Origin of the sequence: Pseudomonas moorei (assembly GCF_042846945.1) — a bacterium.
Classification (GTDB): Bacteria; Pseudomonadota; Gammaproteobacteria; order Pseudomonadales; family Pseudomonadaceae; genus Aquipseudomonas; species Aquipseudomonas moorei.
This window is the reverse complement of record NZ_AP035776.1, coordinates 1,999,911-2,020,255: the sequence shown is the minus strand read 5'-3', so window position 1 is coordinate 2,020,255 and position 20,345 is coordinate 1,999,911. Positions and strand designations below refer to the sequence as shown.

Sequence of the window (20,345 nt, the reverse complement as noted above, 5' to 3'; positions counted from 1 at the left end):
GTGTCACATGCTGCTTTCCCTTGAACCCCGTGGCCAGCAATCGCGCCTGATGTTGTGGTGCTCGCCGTTGCTGGCAGCCGTCCTGACGTTGGGCTGTGGCTCGCTGCTGTTCATCGCCCTGGGGCATGATCCGCTGCCGACGCTACACACCTTGCTGATCGCGCCAGTCAGCGACGGGTATGGCGTGTCCGAATTGCTGGTCAAGGCCTTGCCCATTCTGCTCTGCGCACTCGGTTTGGCGGTGGCCTATCAGGCGCGGATCTGGAATATCGGTGCCGAAGGACAACTGCTTCTCGGCGCGCTGGCCGGCAGTGCGCTGGCGGTGAACATCATCGATATGCAAAGCCGTTGGGCGCTGGTGCTGATCCTGTGCAGCGGTACGCTGGCCGGCGCCGCATGGGCCGGGCTGACCGCGTGGTTGCGCACACGCTTCAACGCCAATGAAATCCTCACCAGCATCATGCTCAATTACATCGCCCTGAACCTCTTGCTGTATTGCGTTCACGGCCCGCTGAAAGACCCGGAAGGCTTCAACTTTCCGCAGTCGGCAATGTTCGGCGATGCCAGTCGCTTGCCGTTGCTGATGGAGGATGGGCGAGTGCACGCCGGGGTGTATTTCGCCCTGCTCGCGCTGGTGGCGGTGTGGGTGTTGTTGCAGAAAAGCTTCGTCGGCTTCCAGATCAAAGTGCTTGGGCTGGACAAACGCGCGGCTGGTTTCGTCGGCTTTCGCGAAAAGCGCCTGATCTGGCTGGCGCTGTTGATCAGCGGCGGTCTGGCGGGGCTGGCCGGCGTTTGCGAAGTCACCGGCCCGATCGGTCAATTGGTGCCGCAAGTGTCGCCCGGTTACGGCTATGCGGCGATTACCGTGGCCTTTCTCGGCCGGTTAAACCCCATTGGCATCCTGTTTTCCAGCCTGTTGATGGCACTGCTGTACATCGGTGGCGAGAGCGCACAGATGAGCCTGAATTTGCCCCAGGCGATCACGCAGCTATTCCAGGGGATGATGCTGTTTTTCCTGCTGGCCAGTGATGTGCTGATTCTCTATCGCCCGCGTTTGAACCTGCGCTGGTCCCGCCGCGCCCCCTCCACCGTCGTACACGCAGGAGCGCTGTGATGGATATCGATCTGCTGAGCAATATTTTCTACGCCATGGTGCGCTGCGGCACGCCCTTGCTGCTGGTAGCGCTGGGTGAACTGATCTGCGAGAAAAGCGGCGTACTCAACCTGGGCCAGGAAGGCATGATGCTGTTTGGCGCGGTGATCGGCTTCATCGTCGCGTTCAACAGCGGCAACCTGTGGCTGGGGGTGCTTCTGGCGATGCTGGCCGGGATGCTGTTGTCTTCGCTGTTTGCGCTGGTGGCGCTGGTGTTCAACGCCAACCAGGTGGCCACCGGCCTGGCGCTGACGATTTTTGGCGTGGGCCTGTCAACCTTTGTCGGCGCCGCGTGGGTCGGTAAACCACTGGCGGGTTTCGAGCCCCTGGCGATCCCTTACTTGAGTGAAATCCCGCTGATCGGGCGGATGCTGTTCGCCCAGGATCTGCTGGTGTATCTGTCGTTCGCACTGTTTGCCCTGGTGGTCTGGGTGATCCTGAAAAGCCGCGTCGGGCTGATCATCCAGGCGGTCGGGGAAAACCCGGACGCGGCCAGCGCCATGGGCTTGCCGGTGCTGGGTGTGCGCGCATTGGCGGTGTTGTTTGGCGGTGCGATGGCCGGATTGGCCGGGGCCTATCTGTCCCTGGCGTACACGCCGATGTGGGCGGAAAACATGAGCGCCGGTCGCGGCTGGATTGCCCTGGCACTGGTGGTGTTTGCCAGTTGGCGCGTGTGGCGTCTGCTGCTTGGCGCGTACCTGTTCGGACTCGCCAGCATCCTGCACCTGGTGGCACAGGGATTGGGGCTGGCGATTCCGTCGAGCCTGCTGGCGATGCTGCCGTATGTCGCGACCATTGTGGTGTTGGTGCTGTTGTCCCGGGATGCGCTGCGCACCCGGTTGTATGCGCCGGTATCGTTGGGGCAGCCGTGGCAGGCGGGGCATTAAGCCGTGACCGAGCGAGCCGCTTCGCGAGCAGGCTCGCTCCCACCTGACAGCGTCTTGCGCAATTACTGTGTCTGACGCACACCCTGTGTGCGAGCTTGCTCCGGGCGGCGTTCTGACGATGGCGTCCGCACAGGCAAAACCTGAGCAACGCCCCACGCCAGTTCAAAGATCAAGAAAACAACCAACAATGAACTCGCACCATGAGCCAAGGCATAAGCCTGCCAGGCCGCAAACAGGAATCGGCCCGCCGCGTCATACCGACCGAACATCAACTGCGGATCACGTATCCGCAGCACCGCCCACACGCACACAATCGAGCCCAACAGATTGGCCATCAACAGGTGCACGGGCTCGAACGGTGGTAACGAACCTGGCAAATCGAAAGCCTGACTCACACTGACCATCACCGCATGCAACGCCGCAAAACTCCACGGTGTGGCGAACGCCGCCGTCACGATCAAGTCATACCAGGCACTGCCGCGCACCAGTCGGCGATATTGCGTAGAAGTCCACATCGGCGTCGCTCCATAAATTCAGGGAGCAACAAGGCTAAAGCCTGGAGTATGCTCCAGGGTCAAGCCCCTTTGAGACCTCATGATGCGCATCGGTGAATTAGCCCAGGCCAGCGCCGTCAGCCGCGACACACTGCGTTTTTACGAGCAGCGCGGATTGATCGCCGCGCAACGCAGCGCCAACGGTTACCGCGACTACCCCGCGGACATGGTGCAACTGGTGCTGTATATCAAGACCGCTCAAAGACTGGGTTTTACCCTCAGCGAGATCGGCAACAGCGTCGCCGCCTTGTGGCAGTCCCCCGACCCGGACAGCGCCGTCACACAATTGCTGCATGACAAACTCAAGCTGATCGAAGCCCGCATGGCTGAACTGGGCGCACTGCGCAATGAGTTGCAACAACGACTCGGTCAACGCTGTCCACTGAATCCATGACCCAACTGAACAAGGAGCCCCTCATGTCCACGGCAAAAACCGCACTCATTATCGGCGCCTCCCGGGGCCTGGGCCTCGGGCTGGTGAAAACCCTGCTGGCCGACGGCTGGCAAGTCACCGCCACCGTGCGCAACCCGCAGAACGCCGCAGCCTTGCAGGCCTTGGGCAAGGTGCGGATCGAGAAACTCGACATGGACGACCCGCAACAGGTCAACGCATTGAGTCAACAGCTCAAAGGCGAAGTGTTCGACTTGTTGTTCGTCAATGCCGGGGTCAAGGGGCCTGATGTCCAGACGCCGAATGGCGGCGCGACGCTGGCCGACGTCGGTCAGCTGTTTTTCACCAACGCCGTGGCGCCGATCAACCTGGCTCAGCGTTTCGTCGGGCAGATCCGGCCGGACACCGGCGTGCTGGCGTTCATGAGTTCGGTGCTGGGCAGCGTGACCATGCCGGACGCGCCGGAACTGGCGCTGTACAAGGCCAGCAAAGCGGCGCTGAACTCCATGACCAACAGCTTCGTCACGCAACTGGGCGAGCAGAAGCTGACCGTGTTGTCGCTGCATCCGGGCTGGGTGAAGACTGACATGGGCGGCGAAGGCGCCGACATCGACGTCGAAACCAGCACCCGCGGCCTGGTTGATCAGGTGAATGCGTATGTTGGCAAGGGCGGGCATCACTTTGTGAATTACCGGGGCGAAACCATTCCCTGGTAATACACATCCCCCTGTGGGAGCCGGGCTTGCCCGCTCCCACAGGGGTTCCGGTTGCTCTGTCGGACGAGGCTTGCCGGGAAAGCCGTTTTGTTCGAAACTTCGCACCTCGCCTCCCCGGCGACCCTGGATCAGCAGACAGGGCAACACTGAGCTGGCAACCCTGAACCCCACTTTCAGAGGAGCCGGCCAACATGCCTGCGACCCGTACCTGGTTAAAAAATCCCCTCGCCATTTTCACGGCCAACGGTCTCGATGCCCGTGGCGGTCTGGTGCTGCAAGACGGCGTGATCGTCGAAGTGCTCAGCCTCGGTCAACAACCTTCGGCACCGTGCAATGACGTGTTCGACGCCCGCGAGCACGTGATCCTGCCGGGCCTGATCAACACCCATCACCATTTCTATCAAACCCTGACCCGCGCCTGGGCGCCGGTGGTCAACCAGCCGTTGTTCCCTTGGCTGAAAACCCTGTACCCGGTCTGGGCCCGACTGACCCCGGAAAAACTCGCCCTCGCCACCAAAGTCGCGTTGGCCGAGTTACTGCTGTCCGGTTGCACCACCGCAGCCGATCACCACTATCTGTTCCCCGAAGGCCTGGAAAACGCGATCGACGTGCAAGTCGAAACTGTGCGCGAACTGGGCATGCGCGCCATGCTCACGCGCGGCTCCATGAGCCTCGGTGAAAAGGACGGCGGCCTGCCACCGCAACAAACCGTGCAGGAAGGCCAGGTGATCCTCGACGATAGCCAGCGCTTGATCGCCGAGTACCACGAACGCGGCGACGGCGCACAAATCCAGATCGCCCTGGCGCCCTGCTCGCCTTTTTCCGTGACCCCGGAAATCATGTCCGCCAGCGCCGAACTGGCCAACAAACTCGACGTGCGCCTGCACACTCACCTGGCCGAAACCCTCGACGAAGAAGACTTCTGCCTGCAACGCTTCGGCCTGCGCACCGTGGACTACCTGGACAGCGTCGGCTGGCTCGGCCCGCGTACCTGGCTGGCCCACGGCATCCACTTCAACCCGGATGAAATCACCCGCCTCGGCGCGGCTGGTACCGGCATTTGCCATTGCCCGAGCTCGAACATGCGCCTGGCCTCCGGCATCTGCCCGACCATCGAACTGACCGACGCTGGTGCACTGCTCGGCCTTGGCGTTGACGGTTCGGCGTCCAACGATGCGTCGAACATGATGCTCGAAACCCGTCAGGCGCTGTACATCCAGCGCCTGCGCTACGGTGCCGAGAAGATCACCCCGGAACGTGTGCTGGGTTGGGCGACCAAAGGCTCGGCGAGCTTGTTGGGCCGTACCGATATCGGTGAGATTGCCGTGGGCAAGCAAGCCGACCTGGCGCTGTTCAAGCTCGACGAGCTGCGCTTCTCCGGTAGCCATGATCCGGTATCGGCACTGCTGCTGTGCGGCGCGGATCGCGCGGACCGGGTGATGGTCGGCGGCAAATGGCGAGTGATTGATGGACAGGTCGAAGGGCTGGACCTGAAAGGGTTGATTGCCGATCACAGCCAGGCGGCACGGCAGTTGATCGCCGGCACCTGACACACCACCCATCGACTGTAGGAGCGAGCCTGCTCGCGATGGAGGATCAGTTGCATGGATGTTGACTGACACACCATCGCGAGCAAGCCCGCTCCTGCAAGGGATTTGTGGAGATTCAAAGTCCGAGCAGCGACAACATGATAAACGTCGCAAACAACACAAAGTGGGTCATGCCTTCGATGGCGTTGGTTTCGCCATCGTTGAGGTTGATCGCGCTGACGATCAGGGTGATGAAGATCATCACGGTCTGCACCGGGGTCATGGCCATCTGAAACGGCTGGCCGGTGTAGAGCGCCATCGCTTCCATCACCGGTACCGTCAGGATCACCGTCGACAGTGACGCGCCCAGCGCGATGTTGACCACCGACTGCATGCGGTTGGCCAGCGCCGCGCGCAACGCAGTCAAAATCTCCGGCGCCGCGGAAATCGCCGCTACCAGAATTGCCGTAACCACCGGCGGCGCGCCCGTCCCTTCCAGACCCAGATCAAGGGTCTTGGACATCACTTCGGCCAGTGCGCCAATCACCACCACCCCGAACACCAGAATGCCGATGGACAACGTCAGGTTGATCGGTGCCGGTTCACTTTCCTGAGACTCCTTCTTGCGACGCTTGTCCGGATAGCTGTAGCTGAAAAAGTAACTATGCGGCCCGACCTGCATACGCAGGAACAAGGCATACAGCAACACCATCGCACCGATGGTGAAGGCCGAGTAGAGCTTCCAGTTGGCCTCGGGAATGAATTCCGGCACCACCATCGACACGCCCATGGCGGTGAGGATCATCACGCTGTAGCTGCGCGCCGAATCATCGTTGTAGGACTGTTCGCCATGTTTGAGCCCGCCCATCAACGCCGCCAGACCGAGGATGCCGTTGATATCGAGCATCACCGCCGAATAAATCGTGTCACGCACCAGGGTCTTCGAGGCTTCGTTGCTCATCATGATCGCCAGGATCACCACTTCCACCAGCACCGCAGCCAGGGTGAGGATCATCGTGCCGTAGGGGTCGCCGACTTTCTCCGCCAGCAATTCGGCCTGATGAGCGACGCGCATGGAGGCAGCGACTATGAACGCGATCAACAGCAGTCCGCCGGTCAGCGCGACGGCCTGGCCGCTGTGCAGCAACCAGTGCTCCAGCGCGAAGGCGACAACAGCGGCGATCAGGGCCAGCAGCAGAAAGGTTTCTTGCTTGAGGACGGTGAGCATGTCGAGCCTATTGCCGTGGGGAGCGTATGAGCTACTGACTGTGGAGCGGCGCCAATGGTTCGTTACACCTTATCGCACCAGAGGATGGCAGCCGTGCAAGCCCATGCACTTTTATTGGCCCTGCCGGCCTCTTCGCGGGCAAGCCCGCTCCCACAGGATTCGCGGTGCTTTTGTGGGAGCGAGCTTGCTCGCGATGGCTGTTAGGCGATTCAGAGCGATTTGTTGTCTTGTTGGTCAGCAATTTGCATTGGCCTGCCAACCACACAACAACATGGAGTTCCAATTCATGCACAAGCGTCCGTTGAAGAAGCTGCTTTGCGCCATTACGGCGGCCATCGGTCTGAGCGCCAGCCTGTCCGCCAGTGCCACCGATCCGCTGAAAGTCGGCTTCGTCTATATCGGTCCGATCGGTGACCACGGCTGGACGTATCAGCATGAACAGGGACGCAAGGCACTGGCGGAAAAATTCGGTCCGCAGATCACCACCAACTACGTGGAGAACGTCGCCGAGGGCGCCGATGCCGAGCGGGTGATCCGCAACATGGCCAAGGACAAGTACGACCTGATTTTCACCACCTCTTTCGGCTACATGAACCCGACGCTGAAAGTCGCCAAACAATTTCCCACGGTGACCTTCGAACACGCCACGGGCTACAAACAGGACAAGAACCTCGGCACCTACCTGGCGCGCACCTACGAGGGTCGCTACGTCGGCGGCTTCCTCGCGGCGAAGATGACCAAGACCAAGAAGATCGGCTACGTCGCGTCCTTTCCCATTCCGGAAGTGATCCGCGACATCAACGCCATTCAACTGGCCCTGAACAAGTACAACCCCGGCACCGAGATCAAGGTGGTATGGGTCAATTCGTGGTTCGATCCGGGCAAGGAAGCCGATGCCGCCAACGCACTGATCGACCAGGGCGTGGACGTGGTGTTCCAGCACACCGACAGTCCTGCACCGATCCAGGCCGCAGAACGTCGTGGCGTGTATGCCGTCGGCTACGCTTCGGATATGGCGCACTTCGGGCCCAAGGCGGTGCTGACGTCCATCGTCAATGACTGGACCTCGCACTATATTCAGGCAACCCAGAGCGTGATCGACCATGACTGGAAATCCCAGGACTACTGGGGCGGCTTGAAAGAAGGCACGGTTGAACTGCCGATCAGCGACTTGGTGCCTGCACCGGTGAAAGCCGAGGCCGAGCAGATCATCGCCGACATCAAGAGCGGTGCGTTGCAACCGTTCACCGGGCCGATCAAGGATCAGGCCGGAGTCGAGAAAATTCCGGCGGGCGTGAGCGCAACCCATACGGAACTGGCGTCGATGAATTACTACGTTGAAGGCATGAAGGCCGAGATACCGAAGTAATTCCAATGCCCAACACAAAACCCTGTGGGAGCGGGCTTGCCCGCGATGGCGGACATTCAGTCAACAACGATGCTGGATGTGCTGACGTCATCGCGGGCAAGCCCGCTCCTACATTGGACCTTCAGTGCTTTCAGGATTGTGTATGACCAGCCTTCCCATCATCGACATCGCCCCGCTCTACAGCGATGACCAGAACGCCTGGCCAGCCGTGGCCACGCAAATCGACCACGCCTGCCGCGAATGGGGGTTTTTCTATATCAAGGGCCACCCGATCAGCGCCGCGCGCATCGATGCCGTACTCGACAGTGCCAGGCACTTCTTCGCCCAGCCCGCCGAAGAAAAGCTCAAGATCGACATCACCCAGACCCGCCACCATCGCGGTTACGGCGCCATCGCCACCGAGCAACTCGACCCGAGCAAACCCAGCGACCTCAAGGAAACCTTCGACATGGGCCTGCACCTGCCGGCCTGTCACCCTGAAGTGCTGGCGGAAAAACCCCTGCGCGGCCCCAACCGTCACCCGTCGCTGCCCGGCTGGGAAGCACTGATGGAGCAGCACTACGTCGACATGCAAGCCCTTGCGCAGACCCTGTTGCGGGCGATGACGCTGGCCTTGGGCATCGAGCGCGATTTTTTCGATACGCGCTTCAACGAACCCGTCAGTGTCTTGCGAATGATCCATTACCCTCCGCGCCACACGGCCAGTTCGGCCGAACAGCAAGGTGCCGGCGCCCACACTGATTACGGTTGCATCACCTTGCTCTATCAAGATGCCGCTGGCGGTCTGCAAGTCCGGAACGTCAACGGTGAATGGATTGACGCGCCGCCCATCGACGGCACGTTCGTGGTTAACCTGGGCGACATGATGGCGCGCTGGAGCAATGACCGTTATCGGTCGACCCCACACCGGGTAATCAGCCCGCTGGGCGTGGATCGCTATTCGATGCCGTTCTTCGCCGAGCCACACCCCGACACGCGCATCGAATGCCTGCCCGGCTGTCAGGATGAGCTGCACCCGGCGAAATATCCGACCACCACCTGCGCCGAATTTCTGCTCTCGCGCTTCGCCGATACCTACGCCTATCGACGGGAACAGCAAGCGGTGTGATGAACCGCTCGGTCAGGTTTTACCAATTGTTGCAGCGAGCACCTGTAGAATGGCGGCCATTGCACCTGATGAGAACAGACTATGTACGACTGGCTGAACGCCCTGCCCAAGGCAGAACTGCACCTGCACCTTGAGGGTTCGCTGGAACCCGAACTGCTGTTCGCCCTGGCGGAACGCAACAAGATTGCCCTGCCGTGGAGCGACGTCGACACCCTGCGCAAGGCCTACGCCTTCAACAACCTGCAAGAGTTCCTCGACCTGTATTACCAGGGCGCCGATGTGTTGCGCACCTCCCAGGATTTCTACGACCTGACCTGGGCTTACCTGTTGCGTTGCAAGGCGCAGAACGTAATTCACACCGAACCGTTCTTCGACCCGCAGACCCACACCGACCGTGGCATTCCATTCGAAGTGGTGCTCAACGGCATCGCCGCCGCGTTGAAGGACGGTGAACAGCAACTGGGGATCACCAGCGGTTTGATCCTGAGCTTCCTGCGTCACCTGAGCGAAGAACAAGCGCAAAAAACCCTCGACCAGGCACTGCCATTCCGCGACGCGTTCGTCGCCGTCGGCCTCGACAGTTCGGAGATGGGCCACCCGCCGAGCAAGTTCCAGCGCGTGTTCGATCGTGCCCGCGGCGAAGGCTTCCTCACCGTTGCCCACGCCGGTGAAGAAGGTCCGCCCGAGTACATCTGGGAAGCCCTCGACCTGCTGAAAATCCAGCGCATCGACCATGGCGTACGGGCCATCGAAGACGAGCGCCTGATGCAACGCATCATTGATGAGCAAATCCCGCTGACTGTATGCCCGCTGTCCAACACCAAGCTCCGCGTGTTCGATCACATGTCGCAGCACAATATTCTCGACATGCTTGAGCGTGGCGTGAAGGTGACCGTGAACTCCGATGACCCGGCGTACTTCGGCGGTTACGTCACCGAAAACTTCCATGCGTTGTACACCGATCTGGGCATGACCCAGGACCAGGCCAAGCGGTTGGCGCAGAACAGCCTGGATGCACGTTTGGTCAAACCGTAAGCGCACCGCAAAACCAATGCAGGAGCGAGCTTGCTCGCTCCTGCAGAGTCAGCATTTAGCCGATGGATACCGGCTCGCTTAACTCCTCCAGCGTCTTGCCCCGCGTCTCCATCCCGAACATCCAGACCACCAGCGCCGCCAACGCAAAACACAACGCCCCCAGGGCGAACACCCCACCCTGCCCCGTTATCGGGAACACCAGCCCGGTCACCATAGGCCCGAGCAGCGAACCCACGCGACCAATTGCCGAGGCAAAACCCGAGCCGGTGGCCCGCGCCGATGTCGGGTACAGCTCCGGGGTGTAGGTGTAGAGCACTGCCCACATGCCGAACAGGAAAAACTGCATCAGCAACCCGGAGGCGATCAGCAGGCTGACGTTGCCGCCAAACACCGCACTCTGCCCATAAAGAAACGCCATCACCCCGCCGCCGAGCAGCGTCACGACGCACACCGGCTTGCGTCCCCAGCGCTCCACCAGCCAGGCCGCCATCAGGAAGCCGGGAATCCCGCCAAGGGAAATCAGCACCGTGTAATACACCGACTGAGTCACGGCAAACCCCGACTGTTGCAGCAAGGCACTGAGCCAGGAGGTCAAGCCATAGAAGCCGAGCAAGGCGAAGAACCAGACGCTCCAGATCATCATCGTGCGCTGGCGATACAGCGGCGACCAGATCTGACTCAGCGCCGAAAAGAAGTTGCCGGGTTGACTGGCCACCCGTGGCAGGCGAATCGGCTCGGGCAGGTGCGAATGACCCAATGAAGCCCTGACGCGCTCCTCGATACGCCGCAATACAGTATCCGCCGCCTCATGGTGACCGGCCTGCTCCAGCCAGCGCGGTGACTCGGGAATGAAAAAGCGGATCGCCAGGACGAACACCGCCGGCACCGCCAACACCAGAAAAATGTCCCGCCAACCGATCACCGGCAACAGGAAGTAGGAAAGCACCCCGGCGGCGACGAAGCCCAGCGGCCAGAAACCGTCCATCAATGCGATGTAGCGTCCGCGTCGCTTGGCCGGAATCAGTTCGGACAGCATCGACTGAGCAATGGGAAACTCCATGCCCATGCCGATTCCCAACAGGATTCGGAACAACGTCAGCGTCTCTATCGTTTGCGCCGTGGAGCACAGGTAGCTGGCGAGCCCCCACAACACGATGCTCCACTGGAACACCGGTTTACGCCCGAAGCGGTCGGCCAGCATCCCGGACAGCGACGCGCCGACCACCATCCCGAAAAAACTCGAACTGGCCAGAAAGCCCGCCTGCGCGGTGCTCAGGCCGAACTCGGCTTTGATCGAGCCGAGCAGGAACGTCATCATCGCCAGGTCCATGGAGTCGAAGAAAAACGCCAGGGCAATAATGATGAAAATGACGCGGTGATAGCCGCTGATGGGCAGTCGTTCCAGACGTTCTGCCGCGCTGTAGCTTCGTGTGTCCATACCGCATACCCCCAATCCAGGAAATCCCCGGATCGAGTGTGCGTGATAGCCATGGGGGGTTATTGCTGGATGCGACCTGTCCGGACCTCTGAACGACGTCTGGCGCCATAAGCCCAGACGTCAGCCTGAAAACGCCCTAGAACGCCAGTTCCAGCTCGGTTTCCTTGGCAAAACGATGAATTTCACGCTGCCCGGCGGCTGTGACCTGCAAGGCACGCGATTCGTTGGGCAGGCTCAACCAGCCGGACTGCAAGAACAGCTGCAGCAACGCCGCGCCCAATGCCCCGCCCATGTGCGGGCGTCTTTCGCTCCAGTCTGGACAGGCGCACGCCGACCGGCCATTGCGATGGGCCAGAGCCTGGATGTACACGCCACGCGCCGCCAGTTCCGTAGAGCCCTTGAGCGTGATCGTGACACGCTGATCGAATTGTTCGATCCAGCCCGCATCCAGTAACCGCTGATACAGATCGGCGGCCAGCGTACCGCCGAGATGGTCATCGCAAAGCCGGGCGCGCAACAGCGACGAACGTGCCGGCTGCGGTTTGGCGAGGGGGGCGGTGCGTTTGAAGATCTCGGGGATATTCTGTGGCGCGCTGGCAATCGTCGCACTGGCCAGGGCTTCGATCGCGGCACCGATTTCGGGGGCCGCCAGGCGGAAGAACCGCTTGCGCCCGCGCGGCTCGACCTTCAACAGACCTCCGGCGGCCAAACGCCCCAGATGCGCACTGGCCGAAGAGGGTGACAGACCCGCCAGCAACGCCAGCTCTTCGGTTTGTCGCGCCGAGCCATCCATCAAGGCCCACATCATTGCGCTGCGCTTTGGGTCAGCCAGCAAGTTGGCTATCTGGCTGATGCAAGGTGCATGTTCCATGTATTCACTCCCTGTTGAATCGTTTCGTCTACTGCTCGCGGGACATCTTGAGCAGTAATGTGTCGTCGGCCAAGACGCGATAACCGCCATTCACCGGACACAACCATCGCTCACTCAAGCCCTCATCGGACAAGGATTGCAGAGGGCAGGCGACGGGGTATGGGGCAAGGTCGGCTCCAGCGAGGCCTTGCCATTCGGATCGACGGTGCGGACATGAGGCGAGCGCTAGTATAGGCGGGTTGGCGGACGGTTCCTGTCCTCCGCCAAGGGTTGGTGCTGATAGTTCCTGAGGGAAATTTCGCTTTTTTCCTGCGATTAATGATCGATGCCCGCCACCCCCGGAAAATGGCTGCTCAACCGCGCGCATCGGCTGGCCAGCATTTCTCGCAAAAGGTTCACCGGCTTACTCAATTGGGCGCGATGGGCGCACAGCAAATTCAGCGGTGCGCGCTCACAGAGCAGCTCGGGCATCAGCACTTTCAAGCGCCCGGCGAGTACATCGGCCGCCACATCAAGCCAGGATTTGTAGGCGATTCCGGCCCCCGCCACCGCCCACAGACGCACCACATCGGCATCGTCACTGAAACGATCGCCGCTGACCGTCAGGCTCATCTCGCGCTTGCCATCGTGGAAACTCCAGTGGTCGTGGACGCGGCTGCCGAGCATGAACAGCAGGCAATTGTGTTGGGCCAGTTGTTCCAATTGCCGCGGCTCGCCATGCCGGGCCAGGTAACCCGGCGCAGCGCAGAGAACACGACGGTTCTGCGGGGCGATGGGCAATGCCACCAGACTGGAGTCTTCCGGCTCGCCATACCGCAAGGCGATGTCCACCGGCTGACGAAACAGATCGGCGATGCGGTCGCCCAGCAACAGGCGCACGGTGAGCTTCGGGTGCTCGCGCTGGAACTCATCGAGCCAGGGCAGCAACAGGTTGCGACCGAAGTCCGAAGGTGCCGACAACTGCAACACGCCGCTCACTTGATCCTGGCCGCTGGCCAACAGCCGTCGGCCCTCGTCGAGATTGCTCAGGGCCGCCCGTGCGTATTCGAGAAAACCTTCGCCCTCGGCGGTCAGGCGCAGGCTGCGCGTGGAGCGGGCCAGCAGGCGGGCGCCGAGCTGCTGTTCGATGCGTTTCAACGCGGCGCTGGCCACCGCTGCCGACATGTCCATGCCCCGCGCAGCCGCTGACAGGCTGCCCAGGTCCGCCGCCCGGACAAACAACTGCAAGTCATCGAAACGCAGCATTTGAAGCCTCGATTATCAAAAAATTGTTGAAAGAGACTGCTCTTTTAGCGGGTTTTATCTTCAGGAGAAATAGCCAATCATCTCTTCATCGAAATCACCCCGCCCGGAGTCGCAGATGTCCCAGCCTTTTACCGCTATCGCCACCCTGATTGCCAAACCCGGCCAGCAAGACGCCCTGGAACAGCACTTGCGGGCGCTGGTGGAGCCGACCCGTGCCGAGGCCGGTTGCGGGCAATACGATCTGCATCAGGACCAGGCCAACCCGCTGGCTTTCTACATGATCGAGCACTGGAGCAGCGAAGAAGCCCTGCAAGCCCATGATGCCAGCGCCCATATCCAGCACTTTCGCGACCAGGCCGGTGATTTTCTCGAACACTTCGAACTCAAGCGCCTGCGTGCCCTCGCCTGATTCTTTCTTCCATTCGTTTGCGGAGCCCTCCATGAAAGCCATCGCCTATTACGCCTCCTTGCCGATCAGCGACGAAAAATCCCTGCAAGACATCGAACTGCCGGAGCCCGTCACCGGTCCCCGCGACCTGTTGGTGGAAGTCAAAGCCATTTCGGTCAACCCGGTGGACACCAAGGTCCGCCAGAACGTCCAGCCTGAAGACGGCGCGGCAAAGGTGCTGGGCTGGGACGTGGCCGGTGTGGTCAAGGCTGTTGGCAGCGAAGTCACGCTGTTCAAGACCGGCGACAAGGTGTTCTACGCCGGCTCCATCGCCCGCGCCGGCGGCAATAGCGAACTGCACGTGGTGGACGAGCGGATCGTCGGCCACATGCCAAAAACCCTGGGTTTCGCTGAAGCGGCCGCCCTGCCGTTGACGGCCATCACCGCTTGGGAACTGCTCTTCGAACGCCTGCAAGTGCGCGAAGGCAACGTGGATGAAGGCCAGAGTCTGCTGATTGTCGGCGCGGCCGGGGGTGTCGGCTCGATCCTCACGCAACTGGCGAAACAACTCACTGGTTTGAACGTCATCGGCACCGCTTCGCGTCCGCAAACCCAAAGCTGGGTCAAAGCGTTGGGCGCCGATCTGGTGGTCGATCACAGCCAGCCGCTGAGCGAAGCACTCAGACACGCCGGTGTTGATCACGTGACTCACGTTGCCAGCCTGACCCAGACCGATCATCACCTCGATCAACTGGTCGAGGCCCTGGCCCCTCAAGGCAAGCTGGCACTGATCGATGATCCGAAGTCCCTCGACGTGACCAAGCTCAAGCGCAAGAGCCTGTCGCTGCACTGGGAGTTCATGTACACCCGTTCACTGTTCGAGACTGCGGACATGATCGAGCAGCACAACCTGCTCAATCGCGTGGCGCAACTGATCGATGCCGGGACGCTGAAAACCACGGTGGGCGAGCACTTCGGCACGATCAACGCGGCGAACTTGCGCCGAGCCCATGCGCTGCTCGAGAGTGGAAAGTCCAAGGGCAAGATTGTCCTGGAAGGGTTCTAGGCAAGTGGCATCGGTGTCGCCCGACGACGGGCGACACCGTCAGTCTGAAGCTTGACCCTTGTCACAATTGCGATCGTATTCAGGACTACAATCGACTCCTCTGCGAGGCACATTTTTATCTGAGGAGGTCAGCAATGAAGATCCTGATAAAAGAATTGGCAAAGTCCCAGTGGCAAGTTCGCCTGGACCAACATGCAGTGACGTTCCGCAGCGAAGCCGAAGCCCGCGCCTTCACCAACACCCTTGAAGCGCGCTTGCAGGCTCCCCACCAGATTCCCGACCGCCAGCAGCGGGCTGTTGGCTGAGTCTGTCCTCAGGCCTGGGCTTGCGCCAACGCCCGGGCATTTTGCAGTCGCCGGGTGAGCATCGCCGCACTCACCACCAGAATGCCGCACAGGCTGATGACCATGGCCATCGGCATTGCACTGCCGTCGTGTAACACACCGACCAGCGCGGCGGCACCGGCAGCGACACTGAATTGCAGGCAACCGAGCAGCGCCGAAGCACTGCCGGCGCGTGCACCCTGCCCGTTCATCGCGCAGGCCGAGGCGTTGGGCAGGATGCAGCCCAGGCTGGCGATACAGACGAACAACGGAATCAGTAGCGGCCAAAGCTGCACGGTGTGCAGTGCACTGACGGCGAGCAAGGTCAGGCCGGCACCAAGGTAGATCCACACCGTGCGCGCCAGCAGGAACGCCGGGCCGCGTCGAGCCAACAGCCGTGCATTGACCTGGGCCACCAGAATGAAGCCCGCCGCGTTGGCACCGAAGAACCAGCCAAAATGCTCGGCCGGGACGCCATAGAGTTTGATCAGGACGAACGGTGAACCGGCGATGTAGGAAAACATCCCGGCGATGGCGATGCCGCCGGTCAACGCGTGGCCAAGGTAGATCGGGTCTTTCAACAACCGTCCGTACTGACGCAATGCCCCGGACAAGGGTGGGCGCGGCAAATGCGCGGGCATGCTTTCCGGCAAGCCGAGGGCCACGGCCAGACCGGCCACCGCACTGAAACCGGTCAGCGCCAGGAAGATCGACTGCCACCCCGTGGTGTTGACCAGCAATCCACCGAGCATCGGCGCAAGGATCGGCGCCAGGCCCATGACCAGCATCAACTGAGAAAAGACTTTCGCTGAACCCACCGCATCGCATTTGTCGCTGACCACCGCCCGCGAGATCACCATGCCCGCGCAACCGCCCAGCGCCTGAATGAAGCGCGCGCCGATCAGCCATTGAAGGTTCGGCGCATAGGCGCACGCCAGCGAAGCGGCGGTAAACAGCCCGACACCGATCAACAGGGGAATGCGTCGGCCAAAACGATCCGCGACCGGACCGTATCCCAACTGGCCGATGGACAGACCGAGGAAGTAGGCCGCCAGCGTCAGTTGAACGTGTTGTTCGTCAGTGCCAAAAGCGAGCGCCATGGCCGGAAAGGCCGGCAGGTAAAAATCGATCGCCAGCGGACCGAACGCGCTCAAAGCGCCGAGAATCAGGATTGTGCGGAAATTCATCAGGCATCCAGTTGGGCAGAAGTCAGCAGCCCGACAGTCTAGCCGCGCGTGGATGCCTTGAACATTCCGGTAGCTCGCTAACTATCAAAAAGATCAGGCCAGCCTGACGCCGTAGCCTTCTTCGCTGATCGCCGCGATCACCTGTTCGGCGCTCAGCGAACTTTCCACGCCGACCTCTTTCGCAGCCAGATCGACGCGCACACTGGCGGCCGCGTCCCTGGCCTGTAGCGCAGCCGTGATGGCCTTGACGCAGTGACCGCAGGACATGCCTTCAACCTTGAACACTTGCATGGGACAACTCCTTACATGGGGGCTTTTGAATGGGACTGTGTGCAGTGTCGAGCTTGCCATCATGGCAAGGTCAAGTTCTGGAATGATCTGCCGGGCTGGCAATCGGCGTCGCGCTCGGCCAAGCTGCGTCCATCTATGACTCGATCTCAGGAGATTCAGCCATGCGCTGGTCAGCTTTCAGCCTGTTTGGCTTTCTCAGCCTTTTCGCCGCCATGCCTTCGGCCAATGCTGCCGGAGAGGATTATGGCGTGCTGATCATTTCCCGCGAACGGCTGGAAGTGTCGACCAACTGCGAGATCGGCGTGTACATCCAGGATCAGTTGTCGGCGCGTCTGTTCCAGGAGCAAAGCACCTCGTTCAACCTGCCGCCGGGCAATGTCTCGCTGCGCCTGAAACTGCTACCGGGCCAGGCGCCGGGCTGCAATCCGGGCATGCTGGCGCCGGGCTCGCAGAACATCACGCTTCGGGCCGGGGACGTGCTGAAGTTCAGGATTGCGATGACGCAGGAAGGGATGTATCTGAAGCCAGCGGCCCTCGGTTACTGACCTACCTTCCTTGTGGGAGCTTGCCTGCTCGCAAAAGCGATCTGACGGTCACATCCATGTTAAACGTACCGCCGCCATCGCGATCAGGCTCGCTCCTACAGTTGAATTGCGGTGAGTTTCCAGATGGCGCTTGACCTTGCCCGCATGGCAAGGTTGATCCTGTGGTCATCCACTACAGGGAGCGTGACCCATGTCCGAATCCATTACCTTCGATCTGCCCATTGCCGGCATGACCTGCGCCAGTTGCGCCGGGCGGGTCGAGCGTGCCTTGAGCAAAGTCGTTGGCGCCACGGCTGTCAGCGTCAACCTGGCCACTGAGCAGGCCCGGGTTCAGGCACCCGCCGACAGCCTGCCGGCCTTGATGGAGGCGGTGCAAAACGCCGGCTACAGCGTGCCCCAGCACAGCCTGGAATTGAGCATCGATGGCATGACCTGCGCCTCTTGCGTCGGTCGCGTCGAACGGGCACTGAACAAGGTCCCAGGGGTGAAGAGCGTCAGCGTCAACCTGGCCAACGAGCGCGCCCATCTCGAATTGCTCGGCCAGATCGACCCGCAATCCCTGCTCGCCGCCGTGACCAAGGCCGGATACAGCGCCAGCGTCTGGCAAGCCGAACAGCCACAAACCGACAGCCAGCACACGCGTCTGCACCGCGAGCGCTGGGCCTTGCTCGCGGCCATCGCCCTCGCCTTGCCGCTGGTGCTGCCAATGCTGCTGCAACCGTTCGGCGTGCACTGGATGCTCCCGGCCTGGGTGCAATTCGCGCTGGCCACGCCAGTGCAGTTCATCTTTGGCGCGCGCTTTTATGTCGCTGCCTGGAAAGCGCTGCGGGCCGGGGCCGGCAACATGGATTTGCTGGTCGCCCTGGGCACCAGCGCCGGCTATGGCTTGAGTCTGTATGAATGGGCCACTACCGCCGGGCGCATGCCGCACCTGTATTTCGAAGCCTCTGCGGTGGTGATTGCCCTGGTGCTGCTGGGCAAGTACCTGGAAAGTCGCGCCAAACGCCAGACCGCCAGCGCCATTCGTGCCCTCGAAGCACTGCGCCCCGAGCGCGCCATTCAAGTCATCGACGGTCGTGAGCAGGACGTCGCCATCAGCGCCCTGCGCCTGGATGATCTGGTGCTGGTCAAACCCGGTGAGCGCTTCCCGGTGGATGGCGTCGTGATCGAAGGCCAGAGCCATGCCGATGAAGCGCTGATCAGCGGCGAAAGCCTGCCGGTGCCGAAACAGCCTGGCGACAAGGTCACCGGCGGCGCGATCAATGGTGAAGGTCGGTTGCTGGTCCGCACCCAGGCACTCGGCGCGGAAACCGTACTGGCACGCATCATCCGTCTGGTGGAAGACGCTCAAGCGGCGAAAGCACCGATCCAGAAACTGGTGGATAAAGTCAGCCAGGTATTCGTGCCCGTGGTTTTGCTGCTGGCCCTGGCGACGCTGATCGGTTGGTGGCTGTACGGCGCGCCGATGGAAACCGCGTTGATCAACGCCGTAGCGGTGTTGGTGATCGCTTGTCCCTGCGCCCTCGGTCTGGCGACGCCGACCGCGATCATGGCCGGCACCGGGGTGGCGGCGCGCTATGGGATCCTGATCAAGGATGCCGAGGCGCTGGAGCGTGCCCATGAAGTCAGCGCCGTGGTGTTCGACAAGACCGGCACCCTGACCTCGGGTGCTCCGCGTATCGCCCATTTGAGCGCCGTCGACGGGGACGAAGCCGCTCTGCTGCAAATGGCCGGTGCCCTTCAACGCGGCAGCGAACACCCGCTGGCCAAGGCCGTGCTGGACGCGTGCACAGAACGTGGCCTGACCGTGGCCGATGTCAGCGACAGCCAGTCCCTGACCGGACGCGGCATTGCTGGCAACCTTGAAGGGCGGCGGCTGGCCCTGGGCAATCGGCGGTTGCTGGAAGAAAGCGGTTTGAGCGCTGGCCCCCTGGCCGAATCGGCAAGCGCCTGGGAAACCGAAGGCCGAACCCTGTCCTGGCTCATCGAGCAAAGCCCGGAACCACGGGTGCTGGGCCTGTTCGCCTTTGGTGACACCCTCAAGCCCGGCGCATTGCAAGCGGTGCAACAACTAAGCGCACGGCACATCAGCAGTCACTTGCTGACCGGCGACAACCGCGGCAGCGCCAAAGTAGTGGCCGAAGCCCTGGGCATCACCGACGTGCATGCCGAAGTGCTGCCAGCCGACAAGGCCGCCACCGTCACGGCACTGAAGAAAACCGGCGTGGTGGCGATGGTCGGTGACGGCATCAACGATGCGCCGGCGCTGGCCGCCGCCGACATTGGCATCGCCATGGGCGGCGGCACCGATGTGGCCATGCACGCGGCCGGCATCACCCTGATGCGCGGTGACCCACGACTGGTGCCCGCCGCGCTGGAGATCAGCCGCAAGACCTACGCGAAGATCCGGCAGAACCTGTTCTGGGCATTCGTCTATAACCTGATTGGCATTCCATTGGCCGCGTTCGGTTTCCTCAACCCGGTGCTGGCCGGTGCCGCCATGGCGCTGTCGAGTGTCAGCGTGGTGAGCAATGCGCTGCTGTTGAAAACCTGGAAGCCCAAGGACCTGGAGGACAACCGATGAACATCGGCCAAGCAGCACGCCACAGTGGCCTGAGCGCCAAGATGATCCGGTATTACGAGTCAATCGGCCTGCTCAAGGCCGCCCATCGTACTGACAGCGGCTATCGGATCTACAGTGACGACGATTTGCATACCCTGGCGTTTATCAAGCGCTCCCGGGATCTGGGCTTTTCCCTGGAAGAAGTCGGCAAGTTGCTGGCGCTCTGGCAAGACCGCCAGCGCGCCAGCGCCGATGTGAAAGCCCTGGCCCGTCAGCATATCGAGGAGCTGAACCAGAAGATCCGTGAACTGGGTCAGTTGCGCGACACCCTGCAGGACCTGGTCGAGCACTGCCATGGGGATCACCGGCCGGACTGTCCGATTCTCAAGAACCTGGAATCGGGGTGCTGTGCTGGACCTGCTTCTGCCTGACACCTTGATGCTGGATGCACTGACGCC

The 20,345-nt window shown here is 61.6% G+C and carries 21 protein-coding genes; 14 read left to right on the top strand and 7 right to left on the bottom strand.

The window, feature by feature from the left end:
* Positions 1-7: 7 nt before the first annotated feature.
* Together ACGJAX_RS09425 and ACGJAX_RS09420 are read left to right on the top strand one after the other, a co-directional pair.
* A complete protein-coding gene (locus ACGJAX_RS09425) occupies positions 8-1,114 on the top strand; it encodes an ABC transporter permease (protein WP_248916867.1) in 1,107 nt (368 codons plus the stop codon).
* Positions 1,114-2,040 (top strand): ABC transporter permease, encoded by a 927-nt coding sequence (locus tag ACGJAX_RS09420; RefSeq protein WP_390958554.1) that lies wholly within the window; start codon positions 1,114-1,116, stop codon positions 2,038-2,040. The genes ACGJAX_RS09425 and ACGJAX_RS09420 overlap by 1 nt, the downstream gene beginning before the upstream one ends.
* 62 nt (positions 2,041-2,102) lie before the next feature.
* On the opposite strand, the gene ACGJAX_RS09415 is transcribed toward ACGJAX_RS09420, so the two are convergent.
* Positions 2,103-2,555 carry a hypothetical protein gene (locus tag ACGJAX_RS09415; RefSeq protein WP_390958552.1) on the bottom strand — a complete coding sequence of 151 codons (453 nt, stop codon included), beginning with the start codon at positions 2,553-2,555 and terminating at the stop codon, positions 2,103-2,105.
* A gap of 82 nt (positions 2,556-2,637) precedes the next feature.
* Between ACGJAX_RS09415 and ACGJAX_RS09410 the strand changes: the two genes are divergently transcribed.
* From ACGJAX_RS09410 to ACGJAX_RS09400, 3 genes are all read left to right on the top strand, one after another.
* On the top strand, positions 2,638-2,988 hold the full coding sequence (locus ACGJAX_RS09410) for a MerR family transcriptional regulator (protein WP_247258164.1): 351 nt from the start codon (positions 2,638-2,640) through the stop codon (positions 2,986-2,988).
* A 23-nt stretch (positions 2,989-3,011) separates the two neighbouring features.
* On the top strand, positions 3,012-3,701 hold the full coding sequence (locus tag ACGJAX_RS09405) for an SDR family oxidoreductase (protein WP_090328802.1): 690 nt from the start codon (positions 3,012-3,014) through the stop codon (positions 3,699-3,701).
* 191 nt (positions 3,702-3,892) lie between these two features.
* Positions 3,893-5,251 carry an 8-oxoguanine deaminase gene (locus ACGJAX_RS09400; RefSeq protein WP_090328800.1) on the top strand — a complete coding sequence of 453 codons (1,359 nt, stop codon included), beginning with the start codon at positions 3,893-3,895 and terminating at the stop codon, positions 5,249-5,251.
* 115 nt (positions 5,252-5,366) lie between these two features.
* Here the strand turns inward: ACGJAX_RS09400 and ACGJAX_RS09395 are convergent, their stop codons facing one another.
* Positions 5,367-6,458 (bottom strand): calcium:proton antiporter, encoded by a 1,092-nt coding sequence (locus tag ACGJAX_RS09395; protein WP_390958550.1) that lies wholly within the window; start codon positions 6,456-6,458, stop codon positions 5,367-5,369.
* A 286-nt stretch (positions 6,459-6,744) separates the two neighbouring features.
* On the opposite strand from ACGJAX_RS09395, the gene ACGJAX_RS09390 reads away from it, so the two are divergent.
* The 3 genes from ACGJAX_RS09390 to ACGJAX_RS09380 all read left to right on the top strand — a co-directional run bounded on the left by ACGJAX_RS09390 (position 6,745) and on the right by ACGJAX_RS09380 (position 9,970).
* A complete protein-coding gene (locus ACGJAX_RS09390; RefSeq protein WP_090328796.1) occupies positions 6,745-7,827 on the top strand; it encodes a BMP family ABC transporter substrate-binding protein in 1,083 nt (360 codons plus the stop codon).
* A gap of 142 nt (positions 7,828-7,969) precedes the next feature.
* A complete protein-coding gene (locus ACGJAX_RS09385; protein ID WP_390958548.1) occupies positions 7,970-8,935 on the top strand; it encodes a 2-oxoglutarate and iron-dependent oxygenase domain-containing protein in 966 nt (321 codons plus the stop codon).
* Positions 8,936-9,016: 81 nt separating this feature from the next.
* Entirely contained in the window at positions 9,017-9,970 is a 954-nt protein-coding gene (locus ACGJAX_RS09380) for an adenosine deaminase (RefSeq protein ID WP_103403227.1), read from the top strand.
* Positions 9,971-10,025: 55 nt separating this feature from the next.
* Here the strand turns inward: ACGJAX_RS09380 and ACGJAX_RS09375 are convergent, their stop codons facing one another.
* From ACGJAX_RS09375 to ACGJAX_RS09365, 3 genes are all read right to left on the bottom strand, one after another.
* Positions 10,026-11,408: an MFS transporter gene (locus ACGJAX_RS09375; RefSeq protein ID WP_247258145.1), complete on the bottom strand. Its 1,383-nt coding sequence runs from the start codon at positions 11,406-11,408 to the stop codon at positions 10,026-10,028.
* Between the two features lie 136 nt (positions 11,409-11,544).
* Positions 11,545-12,279 carry a helix-turn-helix transcriptional regulator gene (locus ACGJAX_RS09370; RefSeq protein ID WP_247258146.1) on the bottom strand — a complete coding sequence of 245 codons (735 nt, stop codon included), beginning with the start codon at positions 12,277-12,279 and terminating at the stop codon, positions 11,545-11,547.
* 315 nt (positions 12,280-12,594) lie between these two features.
* On the bottom strand, positions 12,595-13,524 hold the full coding sequence (locus ACGJAX_RS09365; RefSeq protein ID WP_090328786.1) for a LysR family transcriptional regulator: 930 nt from the start codon (positions 13,522-13,524) through the stop codon (positions 12,595-12,597).
* A 115-nt stretch (positions 13,525-13,639) separates the two neighbouring features.
* Here ACGJAX_RS09365 and ACGJAX_RS09360 point away from each other — a divergent pair, with 115 nt between their 5' ends.
* The 3 genes from ACGJAX_RS09360 to ACGJAX_RS09350 all read left to right on the top strand — a co-directional run bounded on the left by ACGJAX_RS09360 (position 13,640) and on the right by ACGJAX_RS09350 (position 15,283).
* On the top strand, positions 13,640-13,933 hold the full coding sequence (locus ACGJAX_RS09360; protein ID WP_248916872.1) for a putative quinol monooxygenase: 294 nt from the start codon (positions 13,640-13,642) through the stop codon (positions 13,931-13,933).
* Positions 13,934-13,964: 31 nt separating this feature from the next.
* On the top strand, positions 13,965-14,978 hold the full coding sequence (locus ACGJAX_RS09355; RefSeq protein ID WP_247258149.1) for a zinc-binding alcohol dehydrogenase family protein: 1,014 nt from the start codon (positions 13,965-13,967) through the stop codon (positions 14,976-14,978).
* 134 nt (positions 14,979-15,112) lie between these two features.
* Positions 15,113-15,283 carry a hypothetical protein gene (locus ACGJAX_RS09350; protein WP_162842403.1) on the top strand — a complete coding sequence of 57 codons (171 nt, stop codon included), beginning with the start codon at positions 15,113-15,115 and terminating at the stop codon, positions 15,281-15,283.
* Between the two features lie 8 nt (positions 15,284-15,291).
* On the opposite strand, the gene ACGJAX_RS09345 is transcribed toward ACGJAX_RS09350, so the two are convergent.
* A complete protein-coding gene (locus ACGJAX_RS09345) occupies positions 15,292-16,488 on the bottom strand; it encodes a Bcr/CflA family efflux MFS transporter (protein WP_390958544.1) in 1,197 nt (398 codons plus the stop codon).
* A 93-nt stretch (positions 16,489-16,581) separates the two neighbouring features.
* On the bottom strand, positions 16,582-16,779 hold the full coding sequence (locus ACGJAX_RS09340) for a heavy-metal-associated domain-containing protein (protein WP_090328778.1): 198 nt from the start codon (positions 16,777-16,779) through the stop codon (positions 16,582-16,584).
* Between the two features lie 161 nt (positions 16,780-16,940).
* Here ACGJAX_RS09340 and ACGJAX_RS09335 point away from each other — a divergent pair, with 161 nt between their 5' ends.
* From ACGJAX_RS09335 to cueR, 3 genes are all read left to right on the top strand, one after another.
* Positions 16,941-17,324 carry a hypothetical protein gene (locus tag ACGJAX_RS09335; RefSeq protein ID WP_390958542.1) on the top strand — a complete coding sequence of 128 codons (384 nt, stop codon included), beginning with the start codon at positions 16,941-16,943 and terminating at the stop codon, positions 17,322-17,324.
* Positions 17,325-17,514: 190 nt separating this feature from the next.
* Complete coding sequence (locus ACGJAX_RS09330) at positions 17,515-19,908, top strand: heavy metal translocating P-type ATPase (protein WP_390958540.1); 2,394 nt, start codon at positions 17,515-17,517, stop codon at positions 19,906-19,908.
* Positions 19,905-20,318, top strand: a complete 414-nt coding sequence (cueR, locus tag ACGJAX_RS09325) for a Cu(I)-responsive transcriptional regulator (RefSeq protein WP_390958538.1) — start codon at positions 19,905-19,907, stop codon at positions 20,316-20,318. Before ACGJAX_RS09330 ends, cueR begins: the two co-directional genes overlap by 4 nt.
* Positions 20,319-20,345: the final 27 nt, after the last annotated feature.